This window comes from Burkholderia sp. Bp9004 (assembly GCF_003858025.1).
Taxonomy (GTDB): domain Bacteria; phylum Pseudomonadota; class Gammaproteobacteria; order Burkholderiales; family Burkholderiaceae; genus Burkholderia; species Burkholderia diffusa.
In genome coordinates this window covers 38,687-61,481 of sequence record NZ_QTQD01000011.1, presented here as the reverse complement: position 1 = coordinate 61,481, position 22,795 = coordinate 38,687, and the positions used below count along the sequence as shown (strand labels likewise).

Here is a 22,795-nt window from a genome sequence, read left to right as displayed (position 1 = left end):
TCGGACGCGGGCGCTTGCAAAAAGGCGCGGCGCGTCTTGCGCAACCTGTTGGAGAAACAATCGCAGCAGCGGAAAATCTTCCGACCCGATTTGCAAAAATCCCGGCAGAAAGGCGATACATTCAGACAAATCGCCGAACTTGCCGGGAGTTTCAGATCGATCACGGCCAGCCCGAGGTGCCGTTCGCACCCTGCCCCCGCAATTGCTTATCCAACAGGTTGCCGCTATTCTACCGTGCCGGCTGCCGGATGTGGCGCGACCTTCTCACTGCGTCTGGAGGCGAACCTCCAGCTGCCCGCGCAACCGCCCTTCACGTTCGACGCCCAGATTCATGCTGCCTACCGTTTTCATCGTCTCCGACGGCACCGGGATCACTGCCGAAACCTTCGCGCACTCGATCCTCTCCCAGTTCGACCAGAAATTCCGCCTCGTGCGCTTGCCATTCGTCGACTCGCTCGACAAGGCCTTTGCGACCGTCGAGAAGATCAACGAAGCCGCGGTGCACGACGGCCGCCGTGCGATCGTGTTCACGACGCTCGTCGACAGCGAGTCGAACGACATCGTCAAGCGCTCGAACGCGCTCGTGCTGGACATGTTCCAGCGCTTCGTCGAGCCGCTCGAGCAGGAACTGGAGCTGAAGTCGAGCCACGCGATGGGCCGCGGCCACCAGAACGCCGATACCGAGGAATACAAGACGCGGATCGAGGCGATCAACTTCTCGCTCGCGCACGACGACGGCCAGTCGAACCGCAACCTGTCGGAGGCCGACGTGATCCTGGTCGGCGTGTCGCGCAGCGGCAAGACGCCGACGAGCCTGTATCTCGCGATGCAGTACGGCGTGAAGGCAGCCAACTATCCGCTGATTCCGGAAGACTTCGAGCGCGGCAAGCTGCCGTCGGCGCTGTCGCCGCATCGCGACAAGCTGTTCGGGCTGTCGATCGACCCGCAGCGCCTGTCGGAGATTCGCAACGAGCGCCGGCCGGGCAGCAAGTACGCGGCACCCGAGAACTGCCGCTACGAGATCAACGAGGCCGAAGCGATGATGCGCCGCGAAGGGATCAAGTGGCTGTCGTCGACGCACAAGTCGATCGAGGAGATCGCGACGACGATCCTGCAGGAAATCCGCCTCGACCGGCAGTCGTACTGAGCGCCTGCGCGCTTGCGGCCACCTGGCCGCCGCCGGAAACAAAAAGGCCGCGTCGAACGCGGCCTTTTTTGTGGTGCGAAATGCCCGCATGCGGCATCACGCAGGCCGCTGCTGCCGCACCTGCTCGAACAGGCACACCGCTGCTGCTGCGGCAACATTCAGCGACTCCATCCCGCCCGGCTGCGGAATCGTCACGCGATGCGTGGCCGCGTCGCGCCAGAATGCCGATACGCCGGCACCCTCGTTGCCGAACACCCATGCAACGGGGCCGGCCAGGTCGCAGTCGTAGACTGCCTGCGCGCCGTGCGAATCGGTCAGCGCGACCGGCACGTCGAGGCGTTCGGCGAGCACGGCAGAATCAACGTCTTCATGGATCGACAGCAGGAAATGCGCGCCCATGCCGGAACGCAACACCTTCGACGACCACGCATAGGCGGTGCCCGGCGCACAGAATACGTGCCGCACGCCGGCCGCCGCCGCGCTGCGCAGGATCGAGCCGACGTTGCCGGCGTCCTGCACGCCGTCGAGCACGACCGACGTGTGCGTGACGCGCTCCGGCAGCGGCTGCGCGGGCCGGTCGACGAGCAACAGGAAACCGACACCGCTGACCACGTTCGACAGTTGCCCGAACAAGGCGTCGGGCAGCGTGACGACCCGCTGCGCGTCGACGCGCGCGATGATCGCCTGCGCTTCGTCGTGCGCGAGCGCGCCTTCGGTCGCGACGCACAGCTCGGGTGTCGCGCCCGTATCGAGATACGCGCTGGCGAGGTGGAAACCCTCGAGCAGCGCCTGGCCGCTGCGGCGCTGATGGGGCGTCGAACCCGCGAGCGCCTTCAGGCGCTTGTACAGCGGGTTGTCGCGGGAAGTAATGCTTTTCATCGAATCAGATCGAGTGCCGCGCGCACGGGCGCGAACGAGCGCCGGTGCGCTTCGCACGGGCCGTGCTCGCGCAGCGCGGCAAGGTGTTTCGCGGTGCCGTAGCCCGCATGCACGTTGAAACCGTACACCGGGAAGCGTTCGTGCAGGTCGACGAGCATGCGGTCGCGCGTGACCTTCGCGAGGATCGACGCGGCCGAGATGCTCGGTACGAGCGCATCGCCGCTGACGATCGCCTCGGCACGCACCGTCAGCGTCGGGCAGCGGTTGCCGTCGATCTGCGCGAGCGTCGGCAGGACCGACAGCCCCTCGACGGCACGCTTCATCGCGAGCATCGTCGCGTGCAGGATGTTCAGCGTATCGATTTCGTCGACGCTAGCCGACGCGACGCAATACGCGCGCGAACGCGCGACGATCAGGTCGTACAGCGCATCGCGCTTCTTCGCGGACAGCGCCTTCGAATCGTCGAGCCCGTCGATCGGCTGGGCCGGGTCGAGGATCACCGCAGCGGCCACCACCGGCCCCGCGAGCGGGCCGCGGCCCGCTTCGTCGACGCCACAAACGATCTCGTCGGGCCTGCTGAAGTCGAAGCCGCCCTGCACGTCGCTCGACGCGCGGCGGCGTGGTGCACGAGCTGCCGTCATGCGCGCCCCTTGCGTTGTTCGAGCACGCGCACGACCGCTTCGGCCGCCTTCGCGGCCGTGTTCTGCCGCAGCGAGAGATGCATTTCGGTAAACACTTCGGTCAGCGTGCGACGGTTCGCGTCGTCGCGCAGCTGCGTGAGCGTCGCATCGGCGAGCGCCTCGGGCGTCGCGAAATGCTGCAGCAGCTCGGGCACGACGAAGCGCCCCGCCAGGATGTTCGGCAAGCCGACGTACGGCAGATAGCCCTGCCGGCGCATGATCTGCCCGGTCAGCCAGGGCACCTTGTACGAGATCACCATCGGCTTCTTGAGCAGCGCGGCTTCCAGCGTGACGGTGCCACTCTTCACGAGGATCGCGTCGGCGGCGGTCATCGCGACCTGCGAGCGGCCGTCGGTGATCGTCAGCGCCAGCTGCGGATGCGCGTCGACGAGCGGCTGCAGCAGTTCGCGCAGCGCGGGCGTCGCAGCCGGCATCACGAACCGCACACCGGGCTCGCGCTGTTGCATCAGCGCCATCGCCGCGAAGAACGTCGGGCCGATCAGCGCGATCTCCGAGCGCCGGCTGCCCGGCAGCACCGCGATCACGGGGCCGTCCACGGGCAGGCCCAGCGCGATACGCGCGCCGTGCGTGTCGGGCTCGAGCGGAATCTCGTCGGCCAGCGGGTGGCCGACATACGTCGATGCGACGCCCGCCTTGTCGAGGATCGCCGGCTCGAACGGGAACAGGCACAGCATGTGGTCGACGGACTTCGCGATCTTCTTGATCCGCCCGCCGCGCCATGCCCAGATCGACGGGCACACGAAGTGGATCGACGGGATGCCCGCGTCGCGCGCGGCCTGCTCCACGTTGAAGTTGAAATCGGGTGCGTCGACGCCGATGAATGCGTCGGGCCGCTCCGCGAGCAGCTGGCGCTTCAGTTCGCCGCGAATCCGCAGGATTTCGGGAATCTGGCCCAGCGCCTCGACGTAGCCGCGCACCGTCAGCTTGTCCATCTGCCAATGCGAGTCGAAGCCGTGCGCGAGCATCCGCTGCCCGCCGATCCCGTAGTAGTGGGTCGACGCGGGCAGCCGCTCTTGAAGCCCGCCGAGCAGCGACGCCGCGAGCAAATCGCCCGACGGCTCGCCGGCCACCATCGCGAGCCGGAGCTGATTGGTCGGGAGCGACATCGCTTAGCGGATGATGCCGCGTTGGGACGCGTCGATGAACGCGACGAGCGCGGTGACCGCTGCGTCGCCTTCGCCACCCGCGGCCGCCAGCTCGCGCAACTGCACCTTCGCTTCCTCGAGCGACAGGCCGTTCTTGTACAGCAGGCGGTACGCGCTGCGCAGCGCCGAGATCGCGTCGGGCGAGAAACCGCGCCGGCGCAGGCCTTCGACGTTGATGCCGTGCGGCTCGGCCTTGTTGCCGGCCGCGATCACGAACGGCGGCACGTCCTGCACGAGCGCCGAGGCGCCACCCAGCATCGAGTGCGCACCGATGCGCACGAACTGGTGCACGCCCGACATCCCGCCGACGATCGCCCAGTCGCCGATCTCGACGTGACCGGCCATCTGCGCGTTGCTCGACAGGATCACGTTGTTGCCGACGCGGCAGTCATGACCGATGTGCACATAGGCCATGATCCAGTTGTCGTCGCCGAGCGTCGTCACGCCCGCGTCCTGCACGGTTCCGGTGTGGATCGTCGTGAATTCGCGGATCGTGTTGCGGTTGCCGATCACGAGCTTCGTCGGCTCGTCCTTGTACTTCATGTCCTGCGGACGGCCGCCGACCGACGCGTAATGGCCGATGCGGTTGTCCTCGCCGAGCGTCGTGTGACCTTCGATCACGCTGTGCGACCCGATCGTCGTACGCGCGCCGATCGTGACGTGCGGCCCGACGACCGCGTACGGCCCGATCTCGACGGACTCGTCGATCTGCGCGCCCGGTTCGACGATCGCGGTAGGATGAATCCTGGTCATGCGCCGTTGCCTCTCGATGTGATGTGTCGCGTTGCTCGCGTTACGTTACCCATGCGTGCCGCGTCGCTCAGGGCGCCGCGTCGGCCGTCTTGACCGTGCACATCAATTCGGCTTCCGCCGCCACCTTGCCGTCCACTTCCGCCACCGCCTTGAACTTCCAGATGCCGCGGATGTAGCGTTCGAACGTCACGTTCAGAATCAGCTGATCGCCCGGTTCGACGACACGCTTGAAGCGCGCGCCGTCGATGCCGACGAAGTAGTACAGCGTGTTTTCCGGGTCCTTCGGCTGCTCTTCCGCGAACGTCAACAGCGCGGCTGCCTGAGCGAGCGCCTCGAGGATCAGCACACCCGGCATCACCGGCCGCTTCGGGAAGTGCCCCTGAAAGAACGGCTCGTTGATCGACACGTTCTTCAGCGCTTTGATTCCCTTGTGCGGCTCGAGTTCGAGCACGCGATCGACGAGCAGAATCGGGTAGCGATGCGGCAGCAGCGTGAGGATCTTGTGGATGTCGAGATTGATTTTTTCAGTGCTCATGATGGTTCGTCTCACGCAGAAGCTGCGCGGTGGTGATGCAAAAGCTGAAGCGGGCCGCCGCGCGGCCCAGTCTGGCAAACCGGGCCGAATGCGCTGGCCGTGCCCGGTTCGTGGTCTCGCATGGTGTCGGTCAGGCGTCCGTGCCGCCCTGGGCGGCCAGCGCGGTCTCGAGCGCCTTGATGCGGTCGCGCAGCTTGTCGAGGTTGCGCACGAGCGCGGCGCTCTTGTTCCATTCGCCGTGGTCGACGGCCGGGAACGCGCTCGTGTAGATGCCTGCCTTCGGCAGCGACTTCGACACGCCCGAATTCGCGGTGATGATGACATAGTCGCCAAGCGTCACATGGCCGGCGATCCCGGCCGCGCCGCCGATCATGCAGTGGCGGCCGATCGTCGTGCTGCCCGCGATGCCCGCCTTGCCGGCGATCACCGTGTAGGCCCCGATCCGGCAGTTGTGGGCGATCTGCACCTGGTTGTCGATCTTCACGCATTCCTCGATGACGGTGTCCGCCATCGCGCCGCGGTCGATCGTCGTGTTCGCACCGATCTCGACGTCCGGGCCAACCGACACGCCGCCGACCTGCGGAATCTTGACCCAGCTGCCGGTACGCGCATCGCCGTCGCCGACGAAATCCGGCGCGAAGCCGAACCCGTCGGAACCGATCACGGCGCCCGAATGAATGATCGCGCGCGGACCGATCTTGCAGCCGTGGTACACCGAAGCGTTCGGGTAGAGGTGCGAACCCGCGCCGATCGTGGTGCCGCGGCCGACGAACACGTTCGCGTCGAGCTGCACGCCGTCCTCGATCACCGCGCCGGCCTCGACCGTCACGTGCGGACCGATCACCGCGCTCGCGGCCACCTGCGCGGCCGGGTCGATCGTCGCGCTCGGATGCACGCCGGCCGCGCGCGGCGGCGTAGCGAGATCGATGAACATCTGCGCGACGCGAGCGAAGTACGCGTACGGATTCGGCGTCACGATGAAATTGCGGCCATCAGCGGCCGCGCCCAGCTTTTCGAGATCCTTCGGCGCGATCAGCACCGCGCCGGCGCGGGTCGTCTCGACCTGCGACAGGTACTTCGGATTCGCGAGAAACGCGAGTTGCTGAGGGCCTGCCTGGTCGAGCGGCGCGAGGCCGCCCACCTTGCACTGGGCGTCGCCGGCGATCTCGCCGCCGAACCGCTTTACGAGTGCCTCAAGCGTCAATGCCATTCGTCGTCTGCTCCGTTCAGTTCGTCGAGCCGGACGCGAGCGCCTTGAGCACCTTGTCGGTGATGTCGATGCGCGGGCTGACGTACACGGCTTCCTGCACGATCAGGTCGTAATTCTGCTGCTCGGCGATCTGCTTGATGACCTTGTTCGCACGCTCCAGCACCGCCGCGAGTTCCTCGTTGCGGCGCTGGTTCAGGTCTTCGCGAAACTCGCGCTGCTTGCGCTGGAAGTCGGTATCGAGCTGCGCGAGATCGCGCTGCTTCTGTGCGCGATCGGCCGCCGACAGCGACGCGCCGTTCTTGTCCAGCGAGTCGGACATCGACTTCAGACGCGCCGCGAGGTCCTGCAGATCCTTGTCGCGCTTCGCGAACTCGGCTTCGAGCTTCGTCTGCGCCGACTTGGCGGGCGCCGACTCGCGCAGGATCCGATCCGAATTGACCGCCGCGATGCGGGCGACGTCCTGAGCATGTGCCGTCGCCGCGCCCAAGGCCAGCGCAACGGTCAGCGCACACATCACTCGTTTCGAAAACTTACCGGTTAGCAAAATTACCCTCTCGTTGCTGTTGTCATGCGTTCGATCAGAACGCCGTCCCGATCTGGAACTGGAATTTCTGGTACTGGTCGCCTTCATGCTTCTGCAGCGGGAAGCCGAGGCTCAGCTTCAGCGGGCCGATCGGCGAGATCCACGCGAGACCCACACCGTAGCCGTAACGCAGGCCGTTCGCGCCGGTACTCGTGCCGCCCGGCGCGTTGCCCCAGACGTTACCGCCGTCGAGGAACGTGAACACGCGCAGCGTGCGGTCGTAGCCGGTGCCCGGCAGCGGGAACGTCAGCTCGATGTTGCCGACCAGCATCTTCGAACCGCCGATCGGGTCGTTCGTCTTCGTATCGCGCGGGCCCAGCGAGCTCGGCTCGTAGCCACGCACGGAGCCGATACCGCCCGCGTAGTAGTTCTTGAAGATCGGGTACGGGTTGCCGATACCGTTACCGTAGCCGCCTTGCAGGTTCAGGCCCAGGATGAAGCCACGCGAGAACGAATAGTAGTACTGCGCCTGCAGGTCGGCCTTGTAGTACTGGATCTTGCCGACCGGCACGCCGTATTCGACGTTCGCCTGCGTGAAGTAGCCGCGGCTCGGGATCAGCGCGCTGTCACGCGCGTCACGCGACCACGCGACCGTCAGCGGCACCGTGTTCGACACGCGGCCGAACTCGTTCACGTAATCCTGGTAGCTCTGCGGCGTATTCGAGTCGACGTCGAGACGGTTCTGCTCGAAGCCCGCGCCGAAGTAGACGGTGTCGACTTCCGAGAACGGAATGCCGAACTTCAGGTTGCCGCCCGCGCTGATGATCCGGAAGCTCGAGCTCGTCGAATAGTAGAGCGGCTGGTACGTGCGGTAGTAGACGTCCGTGATCCGCTTGATGCCGTCGACCGTGAAGTACGGGTCGACCTGTGTGACGGTCAGCGTGCGGTAGCTCTTCGCGGTATTGACGTTCACCGACAGGCTCGTGCCCGAGCCGAACACGTTGTCCTGCGACACGCCGGCCGACAGCACCACCTTGTCCGTCGACGAGAAGCCCGCGCCCAGCGTGATCGCGCCGGTCGGCTTTTCATCGACCTTCACGTTCACGTCGACCTGGTCGTTCGTGCCTTCGACGGGCACCGTCGTCACGTCGACGTTGGTGAAGTAGCCGAGACGGTTCACACGATCCTTCGACAGCGCGAGGCGGTTCGAATCGAACCACGAGCTTTCGAGCTGGCGCATTTCGCGGCGCACGACTTCGTCACGCGTACGCGTGTTGCCGACCACGTTGATGCGGCGCACGTACACGCGGCGGCTCGGATCGACGACGAGGTTCAGGTTCACCTTGTGGTTCGCCTGGTCGATGTCCGGTTGCGCGTTGACGGTCGCAAATGCGTAACCGTATTCACCGAGCTTGTCGACGATCGACTTCGTCGTTTGCTGCAGCTTTTCGGCCGAGAAACGATCGCCCGGCTTGATCTTGATCAGCTTGTTCAGTTCGGCTTCGCGATCGAGCAGATTGCCCGACAGCTTGATGCCCGACACCGTGTACGGCTCGCCTTCGTGCAGCGTGACCGTCAGGTACATGTCCTTCTTGTCGGGCGAGATCGACACCTGGGTCGACTCGATGTTGAACTCGAGGTAGCCGCGGTTCAGGTAGTACGAGCGCACGGCCTCGAGGTCGCCCGTGAGCTTTTCCTTCGAGTACAGGTCGTTCTTCGTGTACCAGGAGAACCAGTTCGGCGTCGACAGTTGCATTTCGTCGCGCAGCGTGCTGGTGCTGAACGCCTTGTTGCCGATGAAGTTGATCTGGCGGATCTTCGCGCTCGGGCCTTCGGCGACCGCGAACAGGATCGATACGCGGTTCGCGTCGACCGGCGTGATCGTCGTCTTGACCTCGGCCGCGTAGAAGCCGCGCGTCAGGTACTGACGCTTGAGCTCCTGCTCCGCCTTGTCGACGAGCGCCTTGTCGTAGTAGCGGCCGTCGGCCAGACCCACCGCGCGCAGCGCCTTCGTCAGGTTGTCCTTGTCGAATTCCTTCGTGCCGGTGAAGTCGATCGACGCGATGGCCGGACGCTCCTGCACCTGCACGATCACGACGTTGCCCTGGGTGGCGATGCGCACGTCGTTGAAGAAGCCCGTCGCGTACAGCGCGCGGATTGCTTCGGATGCCTTGTCGTCGGTGAAGGTATCGCCCTGCTTGATCGGCAGGTAGGCAAACACCGAACCCGCTTCGACGCGCTGCAACCCCTCGATCTTGATGTCTTGCACCACGAACGGTGCCGCTGCATGCGCCGCGAGGCCGTGCGCGGCGAGCGCGGCCGCTGCAACTGTCTTAGGTACAAAGCGATGAGGTTTGAACAACGTGCATCCCCAATATTTAGCTGCATCAAATCAGGCGGCGGCCGACTGGCCGCCGCCTGACGCTTCAGAAATGGATTAACCGAGCCAGGTCGTTGAACAGCGCGATCGCCGACAACGCGACGATGCAGATCAACCCGGCTCTTTGCAGAATCAGCTGCCAACGCTCCGAGACGGCTTTCCCGGTCGCGGCTTCAACCAGATAATATAACAGATGCCCCCCGTCCAAAACGGGAATCGGCAGCAAGTTCAGCACCCCGAGGCTAATGCTGACAAGGGCGAGGAACGACAGGAAGGCCGACGGACCGAGCCGCGCGCTCTTGCCGGCGTAGTCAGCAATCGTCACCGGACCGGACAGATTCTTCAGCGACGCATCGCCCGTGATCATCCGTCCGAACATCTTCAGCGAGTAAATCGCAATGTCCCACGTGCGGTGCGCACCGAGCCGCAGACTCTCGATCGGCCCATAGCGCACGTCGACCGACGGCGTGTGCATCGACAGCGACGCGCCGATGCGGCCAACCTGCTGCCCCGTTTCATCGTCGCGCTGCGCCTGCGGCACGATCTGCACGGTTTGCGTCGCGCCGCCGCGCTCGACCTGCAGGTTGACTGCCTGACCCGCGTGGTGCTTCACCGCGTCGATGAAGCGCGATGCGCCGCCAATCGGATTGCCGTCAAGCGCCAGCAACTTGTCGCCGGCCTTCAGGCCCGCCTGCTCGGCCGCGCTGCCGGGCTGCACCGACGCGACCGACAGCGTGCCACCGCCGGTCTCGAAGCCCAGGTGCATCATGAAATCGTCGTCGAGCTGGCTTTCGGGAACATTGCGCAGGTCGACGCGGAAGTCGAACGTCGCCGAACCGCCGTCGCGCGCGCCGAGCACGACCTCGCGATGATCGAACGCGGCGGACAGCAGCTTCCAGCGCAAGTCCGACCACGAGCGCACCGGCGCGGCCTCGCCGCCGTCGGCGTCGCGGATCGACACGATCGTCTCGCTGCCGTCGAAGCCCGCGCGAGCCGCCGCCGTGCCGGCAGCCGGCGGCGCGAGCACCGCGGCCGGCTCGGTCACGCCAGTCGCGAATACAGCGGAAAAGAGGACGATTGCCAACAGGAAGTTCGCGATCGGGCCGGCGGCGACGATCGCGATGCGCTTGAACACCGATTGCCGGTTGAACGCCTGATCGAGTTCCTCGGGCTTGACGCTCGACCCCGGTTCACGCTCGTCGAGCATCTTCACGTAACCGCCCAGCGGCAACGCGGAGAGCGTCCATTCAGTGCCCGTCCTGCGGCTGACCCAGCGCGCGACGGGCTGACCGAAGCCGATCGAGAAACGCAGCACCTTCACGCCGCACCAGCGCGCGACGCGATAATGTCCGTACTCATGCACGACGACCAGCACCCCGATCGCCACGGCAAACGCGATCAGTTCGACCAGCACGTTCATGAGCACCTCATTCAGACAGCGCGCTCCACGCGTGGCGCAGGCGCTTTCGCAATGATCTCGGCGGCGAGGCGGCGTGCCTCGGCATCCGCCGCAAGGACGTCGTCGAGCCCGTTCGGGTTACGGTTCGGCAGCGCGTTGAGCACCGCATCGACCGTCGCCGCGATCGCCATGAAGCCGATTCGGCGCTCGAGAAATGCTTCGACCGCGATTTCGTTCGCCGCGTTCAACGCGGCACTCGCGATACCGCCCTCCTCAAGCGCCTTCAGCGCGAGCGCGAGGCACGGGAAGCGCGTGTAATCGGGCTTCTCGAACGACAGCTGTGCGATCTGCGCGAGGTCGAGCTGGTCGACACCGGCGTCGACGCGCTCCGGGAACGCGAGCGCGTGCGCGATCGGCGTGCGCATGTCGGGATTGCCGAGCTGAGCGAGCACCGAGCCGTCGCGGTACGACACGAGCGAATGGATCACGCTCTGCGGGTGAATCAGCACGTCGATCCGGTCGCCGGCCAAGCCGAAGATCCAGTGCGCCTCGATCACTTCGAGGCCCTTGTTCATCATCGTCGCGGAATCGACGGAAATCTTGCGGCCCATCACCCAGTTCGGGTGCTTGCACGCTTCGTCCGGCGTCACGTCGACGAGCGTGGCCGGCTCGCGCGTACGGAACGGGCCGCCCGATGCGGTCAGGATGATCTTCGAGATCCCGCCGTGTTCGTTCTCGTCGCGCGGCATGCACTGGAAGATCGCGTTGTGTTCGCTGTCGACCGGCAGCAGGATCGCGCCATGGTCGCGCACGGCGTCCATGAAGATCGCGCCCGACATCACGAGCGATTCCTTGTTCGCGAGCAGGATGCGCTTGCCGGCACGCGCGGCCGCGAGGCTCGGCGCAAGGCCTGCAGCGCCGACGATCGCGGCGACGACCGTATCGCAGCCGTCGCTCTTCGACACGTCGACGAGCGCCTGCGGCCCGTACAGCACCGTGGTCTTGCTGCCCGCCGCGCGCAGTTTCGCCTCGACGTGCGCCGCCGTGTTCGCATCGCCGACCACCGCGATTTCGGGCGCGAAGCGCAGGCACTGCTCGACGAGCTTGTCGCCGTTGCGGTGCGCGGTCAGCGCGTAGACCGAGAAACGCTCGGGATGGCGGGCGACCACGTCGAGCGTGCTGTCTCCGATCGAGCCCGTGGAACCGAGCAGTGTCAGACGTTTTTGCATAACAGAAATAGTGGTTTAACCAAGCAGCAGCATTGCGAGCGGCAGCACCGGCAGCAGCGCGTCGACGCGGTCGAGCACGCCGCCGTGACCGGGCAGCAGGCCGCTCGAATCCTTCACGCCCGCCTGACGCTTGAGCAGCGACTCGAACAGGTCGCCGATCACGCTGTAGACGACCAGCAGCGTCAGCGCGGCCCACGCGCCGGGCATCCCGTAACGCGCGGCGAGTGCGGAAAACAGGGTCGGCTCGAACCAGTGCGCGGCCATCGCGACACCCGCGACGACCATCACGGCGAGCCAGCCGCCGATCGCGCCTTCCCAGCTCTTGCCGGGACTGATCGTAACGGCCAGTTTACGCTTTCCGAAGGCCTTGCCCGCGAAGTATGCGCCGATATCGGCCAGCCAGACGACCAGAAGCAGCGACAGCACGAACGAAACGCCCTGCGCACGCGCCGCGACGACCGCGTGCCAGCAGGCCGCGAACACCGCGAGCCCGGCCGCGAGCAGGAACGGCCGCCACACGCCGCCCGCGAGCGCCGGCTTGCGCCGCAGCGAGAACGGGCCGACCAGCAGCCAGAAGACGCCAGCTGCCATAAAAAGGGGACGGGACGCAGCGGCTTCGACGCCGAGCGGCGCGGTCGCCGCGAGCGCCAGCGCCGCGACGATCGCGTAGACGACCGAACCGGTCGCGCCGAGCTTGAGCAGGCGCGCCCACTCCCACGCGGCGAACACGAGCACGACGCCGATCAGCGCGCCGAACGCGGTGAGCGGCGCGAACAGCGTCACGGGCAGCAACACTGCCAGCATCACGACCGCCGTGATCACACGGGTCTTCAGCATGAAAGGGAATCGGCGTTCTGCGATTGTGGTTCGAGCTGCGCGCTGGTGCGCCCGAAACGGCGCTCGCGCTCGGTATACGATGCGATCGCGTCGGCCAGCGCCGCGCCGTCGAAGTCCGGCCAGTATTTGTCGGTGAAATAGAATTCGGCGTACGCGAGCTGCCACAGCAGGAAATTGCTGACACGCTGCTCGCCGCCGGTGCGGATGAAGAGATCGGGCTCCGGCGCATAGGCCATCGCCAGGTGCGGCGCGAACGCGTCTTCGGTCACGTCGACCTCGCGGCCCTCGCGCACGGCCTGCTCGACGAGCTTCTTCGTCGCCTGCAGGATGTCCCAGCGGCCGCCGTAGTTCGCGGCGATCGTCAGGGTGAGACGGGTGTTGCGCGCCGTCTTGGTTTCGGCGCGGCGGATCAGTTCGCGGATGCGCGGCTCGAATCGCTCGAGATCGCCCACCACCCGCAGGCGGATCCCGTTCGCATGCAGCTTGCCGATCTCGCGTTCGAGCGCGGTGATGAACAGCCGCATCAGGAACGACACTTCGTCGTTCGGCCGGCGCCAGTTTTCCGAACTGAACGCGAACAGCGTCAGGTATTCGACGCCGGCGCGCGCGCAGCCTTCGACCACCGCCCGCACGGCATCCACGCCGCGGGTGTGCCCCGCGACGCGCGGCAAGCGGCGTTCGGTCGCCCAACGGCCGTTGCCGTCCATGATGATCGCGATATGACGCGGCACGGCGCCGACGTCAGGCACGCGAACAGTAGAGCTGGTATAGGTCATGGCCGTTGAGACAGTAATGCGGGAAGAGGCGGCGCGCGAGGACGGTCGTCAGACCGTCATGATCTCGGCTTCCTTGCTCTGCACGAGCTTGTCGACTTCGGCAACGTGCTTGTCGGTCAGCTTCTGCACGTCGTCGCTCGCACGGCGCTCGTCGTCTTCCGAGATTTCCTTGTCCTTCACGAGCTTCTTGAGCGCTTCGTTCGCGTCGCGGCGCAGGTTGCGGATCGCGACCTTGGCCGTTTCGCCTTCGCTCTTGACCACCTTGGTCAGCTCGCGGCGGCGCTCTTCCGTCAGCGCGGGCATCGGCACGCGGATCAGGTCGCCGGCCGTCGCCGGGTTCAGGCCGAGATCGGCTTCGCGGATGGCCTTCTCGACCTTCGCGACCATGTTCTTTTCCCACGGCTGCACGCCGATCGTGCGTGCGTCGACGAGCGTCAGGTTCGCAACCTGCGAGATCGGCACCATCGAACCGTAGTAGTCGACCTGCACGTGATCGAGCAGACCGGTGTGCGCACGGCCCGTACGGATCTTCGCCAGATCGTTCTTGAACGCTTCGATCGAGCGCTGCATCTTCTGCTCTACGCCCTTCTTGACATCAGCGACACTCATTTCAACCTCCAAACCTTCCAACCTTCAAAGAACGCGGGCCCCGCCCGGCGCGCCACGCACCGCGGCCGACGACCCACGCCGCTTGCCCGCATCCGCGGGAGTTTACACGTGGACGAGCGTACCTTCGTCCTCGCCCAGCACGATACGCTTGAGCGCGCCCGGCTTGTTGATCGAAAACACGCGAATCGGCAGCTTCTGGTCGCGGCACAGCGCGAAGGCCGTCGCGTCCATCACCTGCAGATTGCGGCTGATCGCCTCGTCGAAGCTGATCGTCGTGTAACGCGTGGCCGACGGATCCTTCTTCGGATCGGCAGAATATACGCCATCGACCTTGGTCGCCTTCAATACGACCTCGGCGCCCACTTCCGAACCGCGCAGCGCGGCGGCCGTGTCCGTCGTGAAGAACGGGTTGCCCGTGCCGGCCGCGAAGATCACGACCTTGCCTTCCTCGAGCTGGCGGATCGCACGGGGCCGGATGTACGGCTCGACGACCTGGTCCATGCGCAGCGCGGACTGCACGCGCGCGACGATGCCGGCGTGGCGCATTGCGTCCTGCAGCGCCAGTGCGTTCATCATCGTGGCCAGCATCCCCATGTAGTCGGCCGTCGCGCGGTCCATGCCGGCCGCACCGCCCGCGACACCACGGAAAATGTTACCGCCGCCGATCACGACCGCGAGCTGCGTGCCGAGACCCACGACTTCGGCGATATCCGCCACCATCCGCTCGATCGTCGCGCGATTGATGCCGAAGGCATCATCGCCCATCAGCGCTTCGCCGGAGAGTTTGAGGAGGACGCGTTTATAGGCATTGGACATAGGGGCTTCCGAGCGACGAGAGGATGACAACCACGAACTGTAGGGGCGAAATACTGATTCGGGCAAGCGCCGACGGTCGGACGGGGTTCCCGGCCGGCCGGCGACGCCGCCGGCCGCGGCGGAGCGGACGCCCGCCGCGGATACTGCCTGACTGCTTACTGCTGCTTTGCTGCTGCGACTTGTGCGGCCACTTCGGCGGCAAAGTCGTCCTGGCGCTTCTCGATGCCTTCGCCGACGACGAACAGCGCGAACTTCTGCACTGCCGCATTCGCTGCCTTCAGCATCTGCTCGATCGTCTGCTTGTCGTTCTTCACGAACGTCTGGTTCAGCAGCGACACTTCCTTCAGGTACTTCTGGACGCTGCCGTCGACCATCTTCGCGACGATTTCAGCCGGCTTGCCCGATTCGGCAGCCTTCTGCTCGGCGACACGGCGCTCCGTCTCGATCAGTTCCGCCGGCACGTCTGCCGACGACAGCGCGACCGGCTTCATCGCAGCGATGTGCATCGCGACGTCCTTGCCGACCTGCTCTTCCGCACCCGTGTACTCGACGATCACGCCGATACGCGCGCCGTGCAGGTACGTTGCGATCTTGTTCGCGGTTTCGAAACGGACGAAACGGCGGATCGACACGTTTTCGCCGATCTTGCCGATCAGGGCCAGACGGACTGCGTCGACCGTCGAGCCGTCGAGCGGCAGTGCCGACAGCGCTGCCACGTCGGCCGGGTTTTGCGTCGCGACGAGTTCTGCAACCGTCTTCGAGAATGCGAGGAAGTCGTCGTTCTTCGCGACGAAGTCGGTTTCGCAGTTCAGTTCGACCAGCGCGCCCGCGTTGCCGCCGACGAACGATGCGACGACGCCTTCGGCCGTCACGCGCGATGCCGCCTTGCTCGCCTTGTTGCCGAGCTTCACGCGCAGCAGTTCTTCAGCCTTGGCCAGATCGCCGTCGGCTTCCGTCAGCGCCTTCTTGCACTCCATCATCGGTGCGTCGGTCTTTGCGCGCAGTTCTGCCACCATGCTTGCGGTAATTGCCGCCATCATTCGCTCCTTGAGTCTGTATTCACAACGCCGCCCGCTTGGACGCGAACGGCCGAAAATCGTTTCCGGACCCGCACCGATTCGGCGCGATCAGGTCCGGCGCACAAGCTTAAAAAAAGGGGGCCTGTTGAGAGCCCCCTTTTTGCGCCGGCTCGGGGCCAGTTACGCGTTTTCCTCGACGTACTCGTCGTCGCCACGCGCTGCCTGGACCACTTCGTTGACCGCGTTCGCACGGCCTTCCAGGATCGCGTCGGCCACGCCTTCAGCGTACAGCGCGACTGCCTTGCTCGAGTCGTCGTTACCCGGGATCACGTAATCCACACCTTCCGGCGAGTGGTTCGTATCGACCACGGCGATGACCGGCACGCCCAGCTTGTTCGCTTCCGTCACGGCAATCTTGTGGTAACCGACGTCGACGACGAAGATTGCGTCCGGAATGCCGCCCATGTCCTTCACGCCACCGATCGACTTCTGCAGCTTGGCGATTTCGCGTTCGAACAGCAGCGCTTCCTTCTTGCTCATCTTCTCGAGCTCGCCTGCCTCGACTGCCGCTTCCATGTCCTTCAGACGCTTGATCGAAACCTTCAGCGTCTTGAAGTTGGTCATCATGCCGCCGAGCCAGCGTGCGTTGACGTACGGCATGCCCGCGCGCTGCGCTTCCTGAGCGATCGTGTCACGCGACTGACGCTTCGTGCCGACGAACAGGATCGTGCCGCGGTTCGCTGCCAGCTGGCGCACGTACTTCTGTGCGTCCGTGAACATCGGCAGCGTCTTTTCGAGGTTGATGATGTGAATCTTGTTGCGGTGACCGAAAATGAACGGAGCCATCTTCGGGTTCCAGAAACGGGTCTGGTGACCGAAGTGGACACCCGCTTCCAGCATTTGGCGCATCGTGACTGCCATGTAAATTCTCCACGAGGGTTGGGTCTTAAGCCGGCTGCCGTACCGCCGCGCGAACGCGCCCCGAAGGACGCCTCGTTCCGCGCGTCGGCACCCTGGTTGCGCCGGCTTGCGATTCGGCACGTGCGAAAATGCCCGTGCCGCAAGCCTTTCATTTCCATGCCGCCCTGTACCGCCCCATGACGGGGCATGTTCGGCATTTGGATGTCGACTTAGCCAGAGAGTATAGCACGCCGATTTGTCGGCTCTCAAGTCGCCCGGCACTTTCGCTTGCCGCGCGGCAGCCGGCCGGACAATCCGCGAAAACCCGCATCGGTACCGCCGGCAGGGGCTGCGAGGCCCGCCATAAGGTGCGATAATCCGTCAATTCACCGCATTCCAGGCATACCTCGATGGCTATTACGCTCAAAAACGAACACGATATCGCCGAGATGCGCGTCGCCTGCCGTCTCGCGAGCGAAGTGCTCGACTTCATCACGCCGCACGTCGTCGCGGGCGTCACGACCGCCGAACTCGACCGGCTTTGTCACGAATTCATGCTCAACGAGCAGGGCACGATCCCGGCGCCGCTGAATTATCAGCCGCCCGGCTATCCGCCGTACCCGAAGGCCACCTGCATCTCGGTCAACGACGTGATCTGCCACGGCATTCCGGGCGAGAAGGTGATCAAGAACGGCGACGCGCTGAACATCGACATCACCGTGATCAAGAACGGCTACTTCGGCGACACCAGCCGGATGTTCATCGTCGGCGAGGGCTCGATCCTCGCAAAGCGCCTCGTGCAGACCACCTATGAGTGCATGTGGCTCGGCATCGACCAGGTCAAGCCCGGCGCTCACCTCGGCGACATCGGCCATGCGATCCAGAAGCATGCGGAAGCGCAGGGCTACAGCGTCGTGCGCGAATACTGCGGCCACGGCATCGGCACGGTATTCCACGAGGATCCGCAGGTCGTGCACTATGGCCGTCCGGGCACCGGCATCGAGCTGAAGGCCGGGATGATCTTCACGATCGAGCCGATGATCAACGCCGGCAAGCGCGACATCCGCACGATGCCCGACCAGTGGACGGTCAAGACGCGCGACCGCAGCCTGTCCGCGCAGTGGGAGCACACGGTGCTCGTCACCGAGACGGGCTACGAGGTGCTGACCGTGTCCGCCGGCACGCCGGCGCGCCCGGTGTTCGCGCAACCAGCCGCCGCGGTTTGAGCGCCGCCGCGCCAGCCCGCCCCGCCCGCCCCTGACCTGCTGACCTGAACGGCCTGCCCATGAGCGCTCACGCCGCCCCCTCGCCCGAAGCGCTGTCGCGGCGCGCCGAATTCAAGGCCGCCAAGGCCGACATGCTCGAGCGCTTTCGCAGCGCGACGAACGTCGCGTCGCTGATGCACGCGCTGTCGAAACTCACCGACGATGTGCTCAAGCGCGTGTGGGACGACTGCGGGCTGCCCGCGACGCTCGCACTCGTCGCCGTCGGCGGCTACGGGCGCGGCGAGCTCGCACCCTACTCCGACGTCGACATCCTCGTGCTGCTGCCCGATACGCACGACCCGGCGCTCGACGCGCGCATCGAGCGCTTCATCGGGATGGCATGGGACCTCGGCCTCGAGATCGGCAGCAGCGTGCGCACGGTCGCCCAATGCATCGAGGAGGCGTCGCAGGACGTCACCGTGCAGACCTCGCTGCTGGAAGCGCGCCGCATCGTCGGCAGCACCGCGCTGTTCGAGCGCTTCACCGTGCGGTATCACGAGGCGCTCGACGCGCGCGCGTTCTTCACCGCGAAGGTGCTCGAGATGCGCCAGCGCCATGCGAAGTTCCAGGACACGCCGTACAGCCTCGAGCCGAACGTGAAGGAAAGCCCGGGCGGGTTGCGCGACCTGCAGACGATCCTGTGGATCGCACGCGCGGCCGGCTTCGGCAGCAGCTGGCGCGAGCTCGACACGCGCGGCCTCATCACCGATCGCGAGGCGCGCGAGCTGCGCCGCAACGAAGGATTCCTGAAGACGTTGCGCGCGCGGCTGCACGTGATCGCCGGCCGCCGCCAGGACATGCTCGTGTTCGACCTGCAGACGCAGGCCGCCGAGAGCTTCGGCTACCAGCCGACGCACGCCAAACGCGCAAGCGAGCAGCTGATGCGCCGTTACTACTGGGCCGCGAAAGCGGTCACGCAGCTGGCGACGATCCTGATCCAGAATATCGAGGCGCAGCTGTTTCCCGCGACGAGCGGCATCACGCGTGTGCTGTCGCCCGATCGCTTCGTCGAGAAGCAGGGCATGCTCGAAATCGTCGACGACGGCGTGTTCGAACGCCATCCCGACGCGATCCTCGAAGCGTTCCTGCTGTACGAGGCGACCCGCGGCGTGAAGGGCCTGTCCGCCCGCACGCTGCGCGCGCTGTACAACTCGCGCGAGATCATGAACAACACGTGGCGGCGCGATCCGCAGAACCGCAGCACGTTCATGCAGATCCTGCAGCAGCCCGAAGGCATCACGCATGCGTTCCGGCTGATGAACCAGACGAGCGTGCTCGGCCGCTATCTGCTGAATTTCCGCCGCATCGTCGGCCAGATGCAGCACGACCTGTACCACGTGTACACGGTCGACCAGCACATCCTGATGGTGTTGCGCAACATTCGCCGCTTCGCGGTGGCCGAGCATGCGCACGAGTACCCGTTCTGCAGCCAGCTGATCGGCAATTTCGAGCGCCCGTGGGTGCTGTATGTCGCGGCGCTGTTCCACGACATCGCGAAGGGCCGCGGCGGCGACCACTCGACGCTCGGGATGGCCGACGCGCGGCGTTTCTGCCGCGAGCACGGGATCGCCGGCGACGACGCGGCGCTGATCGTGTGGCTCGTCCAGCATCACCTGACGATGAGCCAGGTCGCGCAGAAGCAGGACACGAGCGACCCCGAGGTCATCAAGCGCTTCGCCGAGGTCGTCGGCAACGAGCGCTACCTCACCGCGCTCTACCTGCTGACCGTCGCCGATATCCGCGGCACGAGCCCGAAGGTGTGGAACACGTGGAAGGGCAAGCTCCTCGAAGACCTGTACCGCATCACGCTGGCGGTGCTCGGCGGCGCGAATCCCGACGCGCATTCGGAACTGAAGTCGCGGCAGGAGCAGGCGCTCGCGCTGCTGCGCCTCGAGACCGTGCCCGAGGACGCGCACCGCGCGCTGTGGGATCAGCTCGACATCGGCTTTTTCCTGCGCCACGACGCGGCCGACATCGCATGGCAGACGCGCGTGCTGTACCGGCACGTGAACGCCGAAACCGCGATCGTCCGCGCGCGGCCGTCGCCGATCGGCGATGCGCTGCAAGTGCTCGTGTACGTGAAGGACCGCCCCGACCTGTTCGCAGGCATCTGCGCGTACTTCGACCGCAACGGACTGTCGGTGCTCGATGCGCGCGTCAGCACGACGCGGCACGGCTATGCGCTCGACAACTTCATCGTCACGCAGACCGAACTCGACGTGCGCTATCGTGACATCGCGAATCTCGTCGAACAGCAACTCGCGACGCGCCTTGCCGAAACCGCGTCGCTGCCTGAGCCGTCCAAGGGTCGCCTGTCGCGGCTGTCCCGGACGTTTCCGATCACGCCGCGCGTCGACCTCCGGGCCGACGAACGCGGCCAGTACTACATCCTGTCCGTGTCCGCCAACGACCGGCCGGGCCTTCTCTATTCGATCGCGCGCGTCCTGGCCGAGCATCGGGTCGGCGTCCACGCGGCGCGGATCAATACGCTCGGCGAACGCGTCGAAGACATCTTCCTGCTCGACGGTGCCGGCCTGTCCGACAACCGCTTGCAGATCCAGCTCGAAACCGAATTGCTGCGCGCGATCGCAGTCTGAATGAATCCCAGCGTTTATGCGCACCAAATTGACCGTCAAGAATCCGCGGCCGGCGTCGCCGACCCGCGCACCCGTCCGCTCCGGCAGCCTCGTCGCCCGCAAGGCGGTGCGCCCCGCCGCGCCGCCCGCGGCCGACAAGCCGCCGCGTCCGAAGAAGGCCGCCGCACCGGCCGCCGCCGGCGAACGCGCGTTCAAGCCGCGCGGCGCGGAGGGTGCGGATCGCGCTCCGGCGAAGCGCGCGCCGCGTGACGGCGGCGCCGAGCGCGGCTATCGCAGCGATGCGAAGCCTGGCGGCCGCGCCGAACGCGGCGACGCCCGTCCGCATCGTGGCGCCGACGGCAAGCCCGATGCGCGGCCGCGACGTGCGGGTGCCGAAGGCGCTGCACGTGCGCCCTATCGTGACAAGGTAGCCGGTGACGGCGCGAAGGGCAGCTTCGGCGAGCGTCGTGCACCGTCCGATCGTCCTGCCCGTCGCAGCGACGACGATGCACGCCCGCGCCGCGCAGGCGCCGAAGGCGCTGCGCGTGCGCCCTACCGCGACAAGGCAGCCGGCGCAGGCGAAAAGCGCAGCTTCGGCGAACGCCGTACGTCGTCCGATCGTCCTGCCCGTCGCAACGACGACGATGCACGCCCGCGCCGCGCAGGTGCCGAAGGCGCTGCACGTGCGCCCTACCGCGACAAGGCAGCCGGCGCCGGCGAAAAGCGCAGCTTCGGCGAACGCCGTACGTCGTCCGATCGCCCGGCGCGTCGCAATGACGACGATGCGCGTCCGCGCCGCACCGGCGCCGAAGGCGGCGCACGTGCGCCCTATCGCGACAAGGCAGCCGGTGCAGGCGAAAAGCGCAGCTTCGGCGAACGCCGTACGTCGTCCGACCGCCCGGCGCGTCGCAATGACGACGAGGCGCGTCCGCGCCGCGCAGGTGCCGAAGGCGGCGCGCGTGTGCCCTATCGCGACAAGGCGGCCGGCGCAGGCGAAAAGCGCAGCTTCGGCGAACGCCGCACGTCGTCCGATCGCCCGACGCGTCGCAACGACGACGATGCGCGTCCGCGCCGCGCGGTCGCCGAAGGCGCTGCACGTGCGCCCTACCGCGACAGGGCAGCCGGCGCAGGTGAAAAGCGCGGCTTCGGCGAGCGTAGCAACACCGAGCGCCGCTCGACCGGCGCCGCGCTGAAGACCGCACAACCGGTCAAGCGCCGCGCCGCCGACGTCGACCACGGCGACGAAACGGGCCTGATGCGCCTGTCGAAGCGCATGTCCGAACTCGGCCTGTGCTCGCGCCGCGAAGCGGACGAATGGATCGAAAAGGGCTGGGTGCTCGTCGACGGCGAACGCATCGACACGCTCGGCACCAAGGTCCGCCCGGACCAGAAGATCGAGATCGACGAGCGCGCGAGCGCCGCGCAGGCCGCGCAGGTGACGATCCTGCTGCACAAGCCGGTCGGCTATGTGTCGGGTCAGGCGGAAGACGGCTACGAGCCGGCATCGGTGCTGATCACGCGCGCGAACCAGTGGAGCGGCGACCGCTCGCAACTGCGCTTCTCACCGCAGCACCTGCATGCGCTCGCACCGGCCGGGCGGCTCGACATCGATTCGACGGGCCTGCTCGTGCTGACGCAGAACGGCCGGATCGCGAAGCAGCTGATCGGCGAGCAGTCGGACATCGACAAGGAATACCTGGTGCGCGTGCGCTTCGGCGAGCGGCTGATCGACATCGACCAGCACTTCCCCGCGGAATCGCTCGCGAAGCTGCGTCACGGCCTCGAGCTCGACGGCGTCCCGCTGAAACCCGCGATGGTGAGCTGGCAGAACGGCGAACAGCTGCGTTTCGTGCTGCGCGAAGGCAAGAAGCGCCAGATCCGCCGCATGTGCGAGCTGGTCGGTCTCGAAGTGATCGGCCTGAAACGCGTGCGGATGGGCCGCGTGATGCTCGGCGCGTTGCCGCAAGGGCAATGGCGCTACCTGTCGGCTGACGAGTCGTTCTGACGGCGGGCACGCGTTGCGTGCGACGCCATGAAAAAAGCCCGCGCAAGCGGGCTTTTTCGTTTCGGTACGGCGACGGCGCGCGGCCGCAGAA

At 66.2% G+C, this 22,795-nt stretch carries 20 protein-coding genes; 4 read left to right on the top strand and 16 right to left on the bottom strand.

Annotated elements, in window-relative coordinates; genetic code table 11:
- The first annotated feature begins 331 nt into the window (after positions 1 to 331).
- Entirely contained in the window at positions 332 to 1,147 is an 816-nt protein-coding gene (locus DIE08_RS14675; RefSeq protein WP_059450011.1) for a pyruvate, water dikinase regulatory protein, read from the top strand.
- A 96-nt stretch (positions 1,148 to 1,243) separates the two neighbouring features.
- Here DIE08_RS14675 and DIE08_RS14670 read toward each other — a convergent pair whose 3' ends face one another.
- The 16 genes from DIE08_RS14670 to rpsB all read right to left on the bottom strand — a co-directional run bounded on the left by DIE08_RS14670 (position 1,244) and on the right by rpsB (position 16,879).
- A complete protein-coding gene (locus DIE08_RS14670) occupies positions 1,244 to 2,026 on the bottom strand; it encodes an RNA methyltransferase (protein WP_124902310.1) in 783 nt (260 codons plus the stop codon).
- Positions 2,023 to 2,667 carry a ribonuclease HII gene (gene rnhB / locus DIE08_RS14665; RefSeq protein WP_059599932.1) on the bottom strand — a complete coding sequence of 215 codons (645 nt, stop codon included), beginning with the start codon at positions 2,665 to 2,667 and terminating at the stop codon, positions 2,023 to 2,025. Before rnhB ends, DIE08_RS14670 begins: the two co-directional genes overlap by 4 nt.
- The gene (gene lpxB / locus DIE08_RS14660; RefSeq protein WP_124622459.1) at positions 2,664 to 3,833 is read right to left on the bottom strand and encodes a lipid-A-disaccharide synthase; all 1,170 of its coding nucleotides are present in this window, start codon (positions 3,831 to 3,833) and stop codon (positions 2,664 to 2,666) included. Before lpxB ends, rnhB begins: the two co-directional genes overlap by 4 nt.
- Positions 3,834 to 3,836: 3 nt before the next feature.
- A complete protein-coding gene (gene lpxA, locus DIE08_RS14655) occupies positions 3,837 to 4,625 on the bottom strand; it encodes an acyl-ACP--UDP-N-acetylglucosamine O-acyltransferase (RefSeq protein ID WP_124622457.1) in 789 nt (262 codons plus the stop codon).
- Between the two features lie 67 nt (positions 4,626 to 4,692).
- A complete protein-coding gene (gene fabZ / locus DIE08_RS14650) occupies positions 4,693 to 5,160 on the bottom strand; it encodes a 3-hydroxyacyl-ACP dehydratase FabZ (protein ID WP_006495559.1) in 468 nt (155 codons plus the stop codon).
- Positions 5,161 to 5,290: 130 nt separating this feature from the next.
- The gene (gene lpxD, locus DIE08_RS14645; RefSeq protein WP_059679984.1) at positions 5,291 to 6,370 is read right to left on the bottom strand and encodes a UDP-3-O-(3-hydroxymyristoyl)glucosamine N-acyltransferase; all 1,080 of its coding nucleotides are present in this window, start codon (positions 6,368 to 6,370) and stop codon (positions 5,291 to 5,293) included.
- Between the two features lie 16 nt (positions 6,371 to 6,386).
- The gene (locus DIE08_RS14640; RefSeq protein ID WP_174920243.1) at positions 6,387 to 6,884 is read right to left on the bottom strand and encodes an OmpH family outer membrane protein; all 498 of its coding nucleotides are present in this window, start codon (positions 6,882 to 6,884) and stop codon (positions 6,387 to 6,389) included.
- Positions 6,885 to 6,948: 64 nt separating this feature from the next.
- Complete coding sequence (bamA, locus tag DIE08_RS14635) at positions 6,949 to 9,255, bottom strand: outer membrane protein assembly factor BamA (protein WP_059599928.1); 2,307 nt, start codon at positions 9,253 to 9,255, stop codon at positions 6,949 to 6,951.
- A gap of 64 nt (positions 9,256 to 9,319) precedes the next feature.
- Positions 9,320 to 10,693 carry an RIP metalloprotease RseP gene (gene rseP, locus DIE08_RS14630; RefSeq protein WP_124902309.1) on the bottom strand — a complete coding sequence of 458 codons (1,374 nt, stop codon included), beginning with the start codon at positions 10,691 to 10,693 and terminating at the stop codon, positions 9,320 to 9,322.
- 11 nt (positions 10,694 to 10,704) lie between these two features.
- Positions 10,705 to 11,901, bottom strand: a complete 1,197-nt coding sequence (locus DIE08_RS14625) for a 1-deoxy-D-xylulose-5-phosphate reductoisomerase (RefSeq protein ID WP_059599926.1) — start codon at positions 11,899 to 11,901, stop codon at positions 10,705 to 10,707.
- A 15-nt stretch (positions 11,902 to 11,916) separates the two neighbouring features.
- Positions 11,917 to 12,738 carry a phosphatidate cytidylyltransferase gene (locus DIE08_RS14620; protein WP_124622446.1) on the bottom strand — a complete coding sequence of 274 codons (822 nt, stop codon included), beginning with the start codon at positions 12,736 to 12,738 and terminating at the stop codon, positions 11,917 to 11,919.
- On the bottom strand, positions 12,732 to 13,514 hold the full coding sequence (gene uppS, locus DIE08_RS14615; protein ID WP_006758563.1) for a polyprenyl diphosphate synthase: 783 nt from the start codon (positions 13,512 to 13,514) through the stop codon (positions 12,732 to 12,734). The genes DIE08_RS14620 and uppS overlap by 7 nt, the downstream gene beginning before the upstream one ends.
- A gap of 48 nt (positions 13,515 to 13,562) precedes the next feature.
- Positions 13,563 to 14,123, bottom strand: a complete 561-nt coding sequence (gene frr, locus DIE08_RS14610) for a ribosome recycling factor (protein WP_006752152.1) — start codon at positions 14,121 to 14,123, stop codon at positions 13,563 to 13,565.
- A gap of 102 nt (positions 14,124 to 14,225) precedes the next feature.
- Complete coding sequence (gene pyrH / locus DIE08_RS14605) at positions 14,226 to 14,939, bottom strand: UMP kinase (protein ID WP_011885142.1); 714 nt, start codon at positions 14,937 to 14,939, stop codon at positions 14,226 to 14,228.
- Between the two features lie 155 nt (positions 14,940 to 15,094).
- A complete protein-coding gene (tsf, locus tag DIE08_RS14600) occupies positions 15,095 to 15,976 on the bottom strand; it encodes a translation elongation factor Ts (protein WP_034188848.1) in 882 nt (293 codons plus the stop codon).
- Positions 15,977 to 16,138: 162 nt separating this feature from the next.
- Positions 16,139 to 16,879: a 30S ribosomal protein S2 gene (gene rpsB / locus DIE08_RS14595; RefSeq protein ID WP_006483818.1), complete on the bottom strand. Its 741-nt coding sequence runs from the start codon at positions 16,877 to 16,879 to the stop codon at positions 16,139 to 16,141.
- A 389-nt stretch (positions 16,880 to 17,268) separates the two neighbouring features.
- Between rpsB and map the strand changes: the two genes are divergently transcribed.
- From map to DIE08_RS14580, 3 genes are read left to right on the top strand one after another with little or no spacing between them, the layout of a single operon-like run.
- Positions 17,269 to 18,084: a type I methionyl aminopeptidase gene (gene map / locus DIE08_RS14590; RefSeq protein WP_124622445.1), complete on the top strand. Its 816-nt coding sequence runs from the start codon at positions 17,269 to 17,271 to the stop codon at positions 18,082 to 18,084.
- A 59-nt stretch (positions 18,085 to 18,143) separates the two neighbouring features.
- The gene (locus DIE08_RS14585) at positions 18,144 to 20,720 is read left to right on the top strand and encodes a [protein-PII] uridylyltransferase (RefSeq protein WP_124902308.1); all 2,577 of its coding nucleotides are present in this window, start codon (positions 18,144 to 18,146) and stop codon (positions 20,718 to 20,720) included.
- 16 nt (positions 20,721 to 20,736) lie between these two features.
- Positions 20,737 to 22,704: a pseudouridine synthase gene (locus DIE08_RS14580; RefSeq protein ID WP_124902307.1), complete on the top strand. Its 1,968-nt coding sequence runs from the start codon at positions 20,737 to 20,739 to the stop codon at positions 22,702 to 22,704.
- Positions 22,705 to 22,795 lie beyond the last annotated feature (91 nt).

Bases quoted from the DNA above. Each gene is read 5' to 3' on its own strand.
- DIE08_RS14620 (WP_124622446.1), bottom strand. From the start codon at position 12,738: ATGCTGAAGACCCGTGTGATCACGGCGGTCGTGATGCTGGCAGTGTTG.
- rseP (WP_124902309.1), bottom strand. From the start codon at position 10,693: ATGAACGTGCTGGTCGAACTGATCGCGTTTGCCGTGGCGATCGGGGTG.
- lpxD (WP_059679984.1), bottom strand. From the start codon at position 6,370: ATGGCATTGACGCTTGAGGCACTCGTAAAGCGGTTCGGCGGCGAGATC.
- pyrH (WP_011885142.1), bottom strand. From the start codon at position 14,939: ATGTCCAATGCCTATAAACGCGTCCTCCTCAAACTCTCCGGCGAAGCG.
- DIE08_RS14640 (WP_174920243.1), bottom strand. From the start codon at position 6,884: ATGTGTGCGCTGACCGTTGCGCTGGCCTTGGGCGCGGCGACGGCACAT.
- DIE08_RS14580 (WP_124902307.1), top strand. From the start codon at position 20,737: ATGCGCACCAAATTGACCGTCAAGAATCCGCGGCCGGCGTCGCCGACC.
- rnhB (WP_059599932.1), bottom strand. From the start codon at position 2,667: ATGACGGCAGCTCGTGCACCACGCCGCCGCGCGTCGAGCGACGTGCAG.
- map (WP_124622445.1), top strand. From the start codon at position 17,269: ATGGCTATTACGCTCAAAAACGAACACGATATCGCCGAGATGCGCGTC.
- uppS (WP_006758563.1), bottom strand. From the start codon at position 13,514: ATGACCTATACCAGCTCTACTGTTCGCGTGCCTGACGTCGGCGCCGTG.
- rpsB (WP_006483818.1), bottom strand. From the start codon at position 16,879: ATGGCAGTCACGATGCGCCAAATGCTGGAAGCGGGTGTCCACTTCGGT.
- tsf (WP_034188848.1), bottom strand. From the start codon at position 15,976: ATGGCGGCAATTACCGCAAGCATGGTGGCAGAACTGCGCGCAAAGACC.
- DIE08_RS14625 (WP_059599926.1), bottom strand. From the start codon at position 11,901: ATGCAAAAACGTCTGACACTGCTCGGTTCCACGGGCTCGATCGGAGAC.
- lpxA (WP_124622457.1), bottom strand. From the start codon at position 4,625: ATGACCAGGATTCATCCTACCGCGATCGTCGAACCGGGCGCGCAGATC.
- DIE08_RS14585 (WP_124902308.1), top strand. From the start codon at position 18,144: ATGAGCGCTCACGCCGCCCCCTCGCCCGAAGCGCTGTCGCGGCGCGCC.
- lpxB (WP_124622459.1), bottom strand. From the start codon at position 3,833: ATGTCGCTCCCGACCAATCAGCTCCGGCTCGCGATGGTGGCCGGCGAG.
- fabZ (WP_006495559.1), bottom strand. From the start codon at position 5,160: ATGAGCACTGAAAAAATCAATCTCGACATCCACAAGATCCTCACGCTG.
- DIE08_RS14675 (WP_059450011.1), top strand. From the start codon at position 332: ATGCTGCCTACCGTTTTCATCGTCTCCGACGGCACCGGGATCACTGCC.
- frr (WP_006752152.1), bottom strand. From the start codon at position 14,123: ATGAGTGTCGCTGATGTCAAGAAGGGCGTAGAGCAGAAGATGCAGCGC.
- DIE08_RS14670 (WP_124902310.1), bottom strand. From the start codon at position 2,026: ATGAAAAGCATTACTTCCCGCGACAACCCGCTGTACAAGCGCCTGAAG.